The following is a 7,867-nucleotide window of genomic DNA, read 5'->3' as shown; positions in this document are numbered from 1 at the left end:
GGCGCTGGACTAAACAAAGGCCCCCTTTTAGGGGGCTCACACAAAGCCACCTTCTTTAGAAGGTGGTAATTTACTTTCGCTATCTAATTAGTGAATGTTATAAGCGATCACAAAGTCAATAAAGAGGCGAACTTTCTCTGGCAGGTGATCTTTGTGGTTGTAAAGCATATAAATGTCGCGCGGGTTTGCACTCCAATCTGGCAGTACGCGTACCAAATCGCCGCTCTCGATGTACTCTTTGATCATGACATCTGGCATTAGGGTGATGCCTAAACCTTCGGAACAAGCGCTGCGCACCACATTGAGCGCGTTTGCTTGAAAACGACCACGATCAACATTCACCACAGACTCGCCTTTGCTATTAATCAAGGTCCACTTAATAAGCGGGTACCCTTTTAGCAATGAATGGTTAGAGAGCTCTTCTGCATGATGTGGCGCAGGATTCGAGGTTAGATAATCAGGGCTTGCAACGAGAATATCCTTCACTTCGCCAATCTTACGCGCGATGAGGCTAGAGTCGCGTTGAGGTCCCACTCGAAAAATTACATCCCATTCAGTAGGGTCAAGCTTGTCCGCATTATTCTCTGTCGTTAGCTCAATGTTGATGTCCGGGTACTGCTTCATAAAGCTGTTGAACATCGGCATCATCATTCGTTTAGTTAAGTTGTAAGGCGCGGATATCTTAATCTTGCCGGATGCTCCTCGGCAGTCGTCAGTGATTTCCTCTGCTGCGGTTGTTAGCCTTTGTAGTAAAGGAGAGCACTCATGGTAAAAACGTTCCCCTGCTTCAGTGAGCGAAAGTTTGCGAGCATGACGGTTCAATAGTCGAAGATTGACAGAGTCTTCTAGCGCTTGAATGCGTCGGGTGATGGTCGCAACCGGGATCATGGTTTTTCGCGAAGTTGCGGTGTAGCTCCCATTTTCGACAACCAGTCGAAACAGGTTTAAGTCATCTAATTTCATATTTCCAGACACATTAAATTACCGATTACGGTTAATTTATAATTAACTTTGTGATCAAAGCTTGCTTTAAGTCAACATGTTGCATCATTTGAACACAGCAACCCTGTTTGAGTAAATACTGTTATACGCCGTAATATTTGTATTAATGCAGTTTCCGAGCTAAGTTTTATAACAAGGCGAAGCGGCCTCAGGTCTTGCTGTGACACGTTTTGCTGGAAGTAAACACAACAAAAATAATGACTTAATAATAAATCTGTTTTTTTGACTGAGCTTTGTGAGGGATAAAGGTATGTTTAAGACTCACAGTCAAACGGCAATGGTCTCGGCACAGGAAGTGATTAATCAAAAACTAATAATGTTGGTGGACGATGATCCAATATTTCGCAAAGTAACCAATGCCTATTTAGAAAGTCAGGGTTTTAAAGTAGTAGAAGCAGAAAACGGCCTAGAAGCGCTTCAACAACTCAGGGAATGCCAACCCGATCTTATCTTGTGTGATTTATCGATGCCGGTCTTAGATGGTATCGAGTTCGTCGAAGAAGTTAGTCTCGAATACCCATATATGCCGCTTATCGTGGTATCAGGCACGGATGAAATGTCCGATGTCGCGAAAGCGTTGCGGTTTGGTATTAAAGATTTTCTTCCTAAACCGATAGGTAATTATGAGCACCTATCTCAGGCGATAGAGAATACGCTAGAAGATACCGATAGCCACTTCTCAGAACAACGTGACTTTTCAAGTCAGTGGTTCAGGGTTGATGATGGTGGTGAAATCCCAGATGAACAAGAGCTGTATTGGCATCTGGAATATTTACAACAGAATCCGAGCGCGGCAAGAGATTTACTGCAAGCTCTATTGCCAGAGAAGGATGCTGCTCAGGGATATTGGCGCTGCTCGTACCGTTTATTGCAATCGACGGATGTGATGCCCTTGGTTTTCGATTATCGTTGGTTAATGAATGGTCAATTTGCGTTTTATCTCGTTGATTCTGCTTCCCAAGCTAATGATGGAGTTGCGACGACATTGCTCGTTAGGGCATTGTTTGACGATTATCTCCGTAACTTGAAAAGTTTCAGTGCTGATCTCAAGGACATGGTAGGGATCATTGAAAAAGGAATTGAGTGTTCGGAGTGTGCGGGTGCAGTCAATGCTGTGTTTGGTGTCGCCGACCTCGCTTCATCCTCGGTCTCTATATTGCCTGCGGGTTTAGATAGCCATTGGTCTGACGGAAATACGAATCAACACATCGCAGCAGGTAACCGTTTAGGGGGAGGAAGTATGAAAAACTTCATCACCCGCGATTTACCGCTAAGTGTTGCAGGACAGTTGTCTATCGGGTGTTTAGGTTCTTCAAGTTTTAGTTTAAGTATTACCCGGAAATCCCGACTAGTATAATTATGACTTGCAAACCAATAAGCAGCGTCCTTACGCTGCTTATTATCTTTTTAGAACCACCAAAACAACATACGTTTAGTTCAATAACCTTACTTTTTACTGGTGTTTAGATTTGGCTGTTTAATGTATAGTCAGCTCTTAAAACAATAATGACCCATTTGTGCAACGATAATTTAACGCTGTGCCTTGGGAGAAGCAAAGTCAACTAGTGAGAAGACACATCATGGCAGACAAAGATTTTAAAGAGCCTTATAATATTTTTTACTTTTTAGGTTTTATTGCAGTTCTTTTGATCCCAACACTTCCTGCAACGCTAACCTGGCTTCGTGTAATGAATGGTTACGCAGGCTTTTAATCTAGCTATTTTGTACCGGAGTTCACCATTCGTATTAAGCGTTACTTTTTCAATACTGTTGGTGGACTCTGTATTGTGCTCGGCATAGCCGGCATAGCCCTTCCACTTTTACCCACCACACCTTTTATTTTGCTTGCTAGCGCATGTTTTATGCGTGGTAGCCCCGCATTTCATCAATGGTTACATAACCACAAAACGTTTGGACCCATTCTCGACAATTGGCATAAGCATCGGGCTGTTACTTCAAAAGTAAAAAAGCGTGGTGCGATTTTTATTGCGCTTAGTTTCATGGTTTCAATCGTTGTTGTCCCCCTCGTTTGGGTAAAAATTGGTCTTTTAGTGATGCTAATCGTTTTACTCAGCTGGTTTATGCGTCTGCCTGTGATTGAGTTGGTTGCTGACCGAGAAGAAAATCACTAAGATTGTAGAGAATAGTGTGCCCGCTCTTCGAGTGGGCGTTTGTATTTTCAGCGCCTGTGACTTTTACGAAAATAAGCACATAGTGGTGAAAACCTATTGTTCGTTGCCCTCGTGATACTGCGATTAGAGAGGGCGATGAGCCAATCTAAGTAAATCGGTATTATGACTACAGAAACAATTTCACTGATCAAATCTAGCATCAAAAGCATCCAAGACTACCCAAAGCCAGGCATTCTATTTCGTGATGTGACGAGCCTTCTTGAAGACGCGAAAGCATACCAAGCAACGATCAACTTACTTGTTGAACGTTACAAAGATATGGGCTTTACCAAGGTTGTGGGTACGGAAGCTCGTGGCTTTCTATTTGGCGCGCCTTTAGCGCTTGAGCTAGGTGTTGGTTTTGTACCAGTGCGTAAACCAGGCAAGCTACCACGCCCTACTGTTGCTCAATCTTATGAGCTTGAATACGGCGTTGATACACTAGAAATCCATACAGATGCCATCGTTGAAGGCGACAAAGTACTGGTTGTCGACGATTTATTGGCAACGGGCGGTACTATTGAAGCGACGACTAAGCTGATTCGCCAACTGGGTGGTGAAGTTGAGCACGCTGCGTTCGTTATCAACCTACCAGAAATCGGTGGCGATAAACGTTTAGAAGCACTAGGTCTAAACGTGTACAGCATCTGCGATTTTGAAGGACATTAATACATTCAATGAGTTATTTAGCTTTAGCGCGAAAATGGCGTCCTAATCAGTTTGACCAAGTTGTCGGACAAAAACATGTCCTGACGGCGTTGGAAAACGCACTGGCGCAAAACCGTTTACACCATGCTTATCTGTTCAGCGGGACTCGTGGTGTGGGTAAAACGAGTATCGGTAGGCTGTTTGCCAAAGGCTTGAACTGCGAAACCGGCATTACCGCGACACCTTGTGGTAAGTGTGATACTTGTCGTGAAATTGATGAAGGTCGCTTTGTCGATCTTCTTGAAATCGACGCAGCATCACGTACTAAAGTTGAAGACACTCGTGAACTGTTAGACAACGTTCAATACAAACCTGCTCGTGGACGTTTTAAAGTGTACCTCATCGATGAGGTGCACATGCTATCGCGTCACTCTTTCAATGCGTTGTTGAAAACCCTGGAAGAGCCGCCAGAGTATGTGAAGTTCTTACTCGCGACAACCGATCCACAAAAGCTGCCTGTTACTATATTGTCGCGTTGTCTACAGTTCCATCTCAAACCGATCAGCGTTGATGATATTCATCAGCAACTTGACTACATTTTGGGTCAAGAGCAAGTATCGGCAGAACCAAAAGCACTGGGTATGATTTCACATGCTGCAGATGGCAGTATGCGTGATGCTCTTAGCTTGACCGATCAAGCAATTGCTTTAGGTAACGGTGCGGTGCAAACCGATATTGTCAGCCACATGTTGGGGACGATTGATACCGACCAAGCGATTCACTTACTAGAGTCAATCAGTAGCAAGCAACCTCAACAAGCCATGGATAAAATCCAGCAATTAGCAGCAAATGGTGTTGAGTGGGATGGTTTGTTGCAGCAAGTCGCAACACAGCTTCATCGAATTGCGATGTATCAAGCGCTGCCAGCGTCGCTAGACCGAGCGCAGCCAGATGCAGAAAAAATCGAGTTGTTGAGTAAAGCACTAAGTCCGCAAGACGTTCAGCTTTACTACCAAATTGCATTGAAAGGTCGTGAAGATTTGACTCTCTCGCCAAATGGGCGAGTCGGTCTGGAAATGATTGTGCTGCGTATGATGGCGTTCCGCCCATCAAATAACAGTGGGGCAAATGTTGTTTCTAGTAACTGCGAGCCAGCGTCATCTCCGGCTCAAAGTACCAGTCAACCAAAGGCTGCGCCAGCTCAGACAGCCGCGGCTCCTCGAGATCAGCAGCCGAGTCCAGCACAAAGCACACCACAAGTGGCGCCTCAACCTTCATCCAGTTCGCAACCTGAGTATCAAGCGAGTGGATATGAGACGGTTCCACCACAGTATGATATGGCGCCGCCGATGAGCGAAAACCCAGCGCCGCAACATGAAACGCCACCTCAACAAGTGCAAGAGAGCGTTTCAACACCAGCGCGCGGCGGTCTAAGCGGTTTGCGTCACCAATTACGTTCTCAGCGTCAAGGCCTACAACAGAACACTCCTCAAAATGGTGGCTCAAAAAAGCCTAAAGCGGCATCTGCACAACCAGAATCGGTTATCGACCGAGTAGCGCAATTGCATGGCAATTCCGCGCAGGTGTCGCCAAACTCAGCTCCGAAGTCGACGGAGCCACAAGTTGAGGAAGCGTATCGCTGGCGTCCAAGCAAGCCTGTTGAGACAAAAGTAAATACAAAACTGACACCTACGCAGCTCAAGCAGGCACTTGAGCATGAGAAAACGCCTGAAATGGCACAAAAGCTCATCGATGAGTCATTAGAACATAATGAATGGGCGAAGCTAATCAGCTTAATGGAGATCCCTAAGCTGGTAGAGCAACTTGCGCTAAACTCTCATTATAGTAAGGAAGGAACAACCGTTTCGTTACTATTGAGAAGCAGCCAAGCTCATTTGAATACTGATAGAGCTCAAGCCGAATTGCTTAAAGCACTTAATACCGTGTTGGGTGAAGAGTGCCACATGAGCATCGAAATAGGGGAGAGTGGAGAAACACCACTTGAACTGAGAGATAGGCTCTACCAAGAGAAATTACAGCAAGCGCTGAACAGTTTAGAAAACGATCCAAATGTTCAATTTATTGAACGTCGTTTTGCTGCAGAGCTTGATAAAGATAGTGTGCGCCCTATCTAATAATCGAATGGAATGGGGTTGAAAACCCAAAGGTATAACCCCATTAATTGATGCAACACCTCATTAAACCAGAGAGATAAACATGTTTGGTAAAGGCGGTATGGGCAACCTAATGAAGCAAGCCCAGCAAATGCAAGATCGCATGCAAAAGCTTCAAGAAGAAATCGCGAATATGGAAGTAACTGGCGAGTCTGGTGCTGGCCTAGTTAAGGTTACTATCACTGGTAGTCACAGCGTACGTCGTGTTGACATCGATGAAAGTTTGATGGAAGACGACAAAGAAATGCTTGAAGATCTGATCGCTGCGGCGTTCAACGATGCAGCCCGTCGTGTTGAAGAAACTCAAAAAGAGAAAATGGCTTCTGTAACTGGCGGTATGCAACTACCACCAGGTATGAAAATGCCATTCTAATCTGCTGATATTTAATTAAGCGGACTTTTAATGCGTACCAGTCATATGCTGGAGCAATTGATGGAGGCCTTACGTTGTCTACCTGGGGTTGGCCCCAAGTCAGCGCAGCGTATGGCCTTTCATTTGTTACAGCGCGATAGAAAAGGCGGTTTGCAGCTTGCAGATGCGCTTAGTCAGGCAATGACAGAAATAGGTCATTGTACTGAGTGTCGAACCTTCACCGAAGAAGAAGTCTGTCACATTTGTACCAACCCAAAACGCCAAGAAAATGGTCAAATTTGTGTGGTAGAAAGCCCGGCAGACATCGCAGCCGTTGAAGCAACAGGCCAATATTCTGGTCGGTATTTTGTTCTTATGGGGCATTTGTCGCCATTAGATGGTATTGGTCCAAGTGATATTGGATTGGATGTCCTTGATTACCGCTTACGTCGCGGTGATATTACCGAAGTGATTTTGGCGACAAACCCAACAGTTGAAGGTGAAGCCACTGCCCATTACATCGCAGAGCTATGTAAAGAGCACCAAGTTGATGCCAGCCGCATCGCGCATGGTGTGCCTGTCGGTGGGGAGCTAGAGCTTGTTGATGGCACGACGTTGTCACATTCGCTATTAGGTCGACACAGAATTTAATAAAAAGCCGCTGAACTCAGCGGCTTTTTTGATCTTGGGAGTTGGGAACGATTAATCGTTCGATTCTTCACTAAGAAGGTTTTTGTAGATAACCGCACCAAGCACGCCACCCACAATAGGCGCAACCCAGAACAGCCATAGCTGAGAAACCGCCCAGTCACCCACATATACTGCGACTGCCGTGCTACGAGCAGGGTTTACTGACGTATTGGTGACAGGAATGCTGATCAGGTGAATGAGAGTCAAACACAGGCCAATTGCGATAGGTGCAAAGCCTTGTGGCGCACGTTTGTCTGTTGCACCCATAATGACAATCAGGAACATCATCGTCATGACAACTTCAGTCACAAGTGCAGCGATCATCGAGTATTGGCCTGGAGAGTGTTCACCATAACCATTGGCGGCAAAGCCAGAACCCACAACATCGAATCCTGCTTGTCCAGATGCAATAACGTAAAGCACGCCACCTGCGATAAGCCCGCCGATCACCTGTGAGATGATGTAGGGAGCAACGTCTTTTGTCTCAAAACGACCGCCAGCCCAAAGGCCAACTGTCACTGCAGGGTTCAAGTGACAACCTGAAATATGACCGATAGCAAATGCCATCGTCAGAACGGTTAAACCGAATGCCAAAGAAACGCCCAACAGACCAATACCCACTTCAGGGAAACCCGCAGCCAACACCGCGCTACCACAGCCGCCTAACACTAGCCAGAACGTGCCAAAAGCCTCAGCCAAATACTTATTCATGTTCTTTCCTGATCTTTAATTAAATGACCCGCTGAACATAGTCGAGAATTGTCAATAAATTGTGAGGGAGATCGCGCAAAAACCGCAAATGGAACGCTATGTGGCAAGAGTTCTCAAGG

Annotated in this window: 9 protein-coding genes; 7 read left to right on the top strand and 2 right to left on the bottom strand. The window is 45.6% G+C overall.

Going from position 1 to position 7,867, the window contains the following annotated elements; genetic code table 11:
- Positions 1–87 precede the first annotated feature (87 nt).
- Positions 88–963: a LysR family transcriptional regulator gene (locus tag R7P36_RS13875; RefSeq protein ID WP_005384959.1), complete on the bottom strand. Its 876-nt coding sequence runs from the start codon at positions 961–963 to the stop codon at positions 88–90.
- A gap of 289 nt (positions 964–1,252) precedes the next feature.
- Between R7P36_RS13875 and R7P36_RS13870 the strand changes: the two genes are divergently transcribed.
- The 7 genes from R7P36_RS13870 (at position 1,253) to recR (ending at position 6,998) form a co-directional block, all read left to right on the top strand.
- A complete protein-coding gene (locus tag R7P36_RS13870; protein ID WP_213900140.1) occupies positions 1,253–2,359 on the top strand; it encodes a response regulator in 1,107 nt (368 codons plus the stop codon).
- Between the two features lie 223 nt (positions 2,360–2,582).
- A complete protein-coding gene (locus R7P36_RS13865; RefSeq protein ID WP_005380608.1) occupies positions 2,583–2,714 on the top strand; it encodes a hypothetical protein in 132 nt (43 codons plus the stop codon).
- A gap of 33 nt (positions 2,715–2,747) precedes the next feature.
- The gene (locus tag R7P36_RS13860; protein WP_080276930.1) at positions 2,748–3,134 is read left to right on the top strand and encodes a YbaN family protein; all 387 of its coding nucleotides are present in this window, start codon (positions 2,748–2,750) and stop codon (positions 3,132–3,134) included.
- A 162-nt stretch (positions 3,135–3,296) separates the two neighbouring features.
- Complete coding sequence (gene apt / locus R7P36_RS13855; RefSeq protein WP_005380615.1) at positions 3,297–3,842, top strand: adenine phosphoribosyltransferase; 546 nt, start codon at positions 3,297–3,299, stop codon at positions 3,840–3,842.
- 8 nt (positions 3,843–3,850) lie between these two features.
- On the top strand, positions 3,851–5,956 hold the full coding sequence (gene dnaX, locus R7P36_RS13850) for a DNA polymerase III subunit gamma/tau (protein WP_047104392.1): 2,106 nt from the start codon (positions 3,851–3,853) through the stop codon (positions 5,954–5,956).
- 82 nt (positions 5,957–6,038) lie between these two features.
- On the top strand, positions 6,039–6,368 hold the full coding sequence (locus tag R7P36_RS13845; protein WP_005380618.1) for a YbaB/EbfC family nucleoid-associated protein: 330 nt from the start codon (positions 6,039–6,041) through the stop codon (positions 6,366–6,368).
- A 30-nt stretch (positions 6,369–6,398) separates the two neighbouring features.
- Positions 6,399–6,998: a recombination mediator RecR gene (gene recR, locus R7P36_RS13840; RefSeq protein ID WP_005380619.1), complete on the top strand. Its 600-nt coding sequence runs from the start codon at positions 6,399–6,401 to the stop codon at positions 6,996–6,998.
- 51 nt (positions 6,999–7,049) lie between these two features.
- On the opposite strand, the gene aqpZ is transcribed toward recR, so the two are convergent.
- On the bottom strand, positions 7,050–7,748 hold the full coding sequence (gene aqpZ / locus R7P36_RS13835; protein WP_053349564.1) for an aquaporin Z: 699 nt from the start codon (positions 7,746–7,748) through the stop codon (positions 7,050–7,052).
- Positions 7,749–7,867 lie beyond the last annotated feature (119 nt).

This window comes from Vibrio sp. 397 (genome assembly GCF_033339395.1).
Taxonomy (GTDB): domain Bacteria; phylum Pseudomonadota; class Gammaproteobacteria; order Enterobacterales; family Vibrionaceae; genus Vibrio; species Vibrio alginolyticus.
The sequence above is the reverse complement of the archived record's forward strand: the minus strand, read 5'-3'. Positions and strand labels throughout refer to the sequence as shown.